The organism is Pseudomonas sp. (assembly GCF_037994325.1).
Taxonomy (GTDB): domain Bacteria; phylum Pseudomonadota; class Gammaproteobacteria; order Pseudomonadales; family Pseudomonadaceae; genus Aquipseudomonas.
In genome coordinates, this window is the sequence record NZ_JBBNAH010000289.1 from 1 (window position 1) to 1,092 (window position 1,092).

General features: G+C 55.1%; 1 protein-coding gene and 3 tRNA genes. 3 read left to right on the forward strand and 1 reads right to left on the reverse strand.

Features of this window, described 5'->3' with window-relative positions; translation table 11 throughout:
* A partial coding sequence (locus tag AAAB16_RS09820; protein ID WP_340663165.1) for a hypothetical protein occupies nucleotides 1–552 on the reverse strand: 552 nt, incomplete at its 3' end.
* A gap of 223 nt (nucleotides 553–775) precedes the next feature.
* Between AAAB16_RS09820 and AAAB16_RS09825 the strand changes: the two genes are divergently transcribed.
* The 3 genes from AAAB16_RS09825 (at nucleotide 776) to AAAB16_RS09835 (ending at nucleotide 1,050) form a co-directional block, all read left to right on the forward strand.
* Nucleotides 776–851 (forward strand) — tRNA-Glu (locus AAAB16_RS09825).
* A 2-nt stretch (nucleotides 852–853) separates the two neighbouring features.
* Nucleotides 854–929 (forward strand) — tRNA-Gly (locus AAAB16_RS09830).
* A 45-nt stretch (nucleotides 930–974) separates the two neighbouring features.
* Nucleotides 975–1,050 (forward strand) — tRNA-Glu (locus AAAB16_RS09835).
* The last annotated feature ends 42 nt before the right edge of the window (nucleotides 1,051–1,092 follow it).

Below are 1,092 nucleotides of genomic sequence, written 5' to 3' on the forward strand. Positions count from 1 at the left end.
GGCATGGCCGGGCTGGCCTTGTTGCATGGCGTTTTGGCCGGTGTTGGTAAATAGCTCGATATGCAGCTGCACCAGAATATGCCGTACTTCTTGCAGCCACTGTTTGGCTTCGGCGTTGGGTAGCAGGTTGTCTTGCGCGGCGCGGGTAATTTGCCCGTGGAGAATTTCCAGGATAACGCGCACTTCTTTTGCCTTGGCTTCGTTAACGATTGGCTGCGGCTGATTGCGCACGGCAATGCCATCGCCTTGCGCTACCAATGCGCGTAGCTCATCAGCGCGGTCCTTGGCGCCCGCTTGGGTTTTATCCACGGCGAGCAGGCGTTCAGTGAATTGCAGCAAGAGGCGGGTGAGCAGCAGCTTGAGGGCGGGGGTCATAAACTGACCAGGCAGGGAGTCCGACACGTCATTGCAGCGGCGTATACGGTCGGACAGGTCTGCCTTGAGGCGGGCCTTCTCCAGTTTGTTGTTCTCTACCATATGGTTGATGTAGCCGATCACGAACAGAATCACGATGCCGGCTACGATCAGTAGAGTGATTACGAGTGGGGACACCTTATAAACCTCTGCACTACTGGAGTTTTGCCCGAGTGTAGTGCCTCAGTGCCATCGCGGATAGCCACTGCTTAACTTCTAGGCAGAAGTCATTGATTTAAAATAATTTTCACTGAAGTGTTGACGACCTTCGAAAGGCTCCCTAGAATTCGCGCCACTTCGCAGCGTAAGGCAACAAGCTAGCGCTGAGTAGCGTGGAAAATGTGCGTCATGCACAACCTGTGTCCCCTTCGTCTAGTGGCCTAGGACACCGCCCTTTCACGGCGGTAACAGGGGTTCGAGTCCCCTAGGGGACGCCAATGCGGGAATAGCTCAGTTGGTAGAGCACGACCTTGCCAAGGTCGGGGTCGCGAGTTCGAGTCTCGTTTCCCGCTCCAAATTCAAAGGCAGTGCTGTAAAGCGTTGCTGGTAAAAAGGTTGATGTCCCCTTCGTCTAGTGGCCTAGGACACCGCCCTTTCACGGCGGTAACAGGGGTTCGAGTCCCCTAGGGGACGCCATTTAGTTGTAGATGTACTGCGGGAATAGCTCAGTTGGTAGAG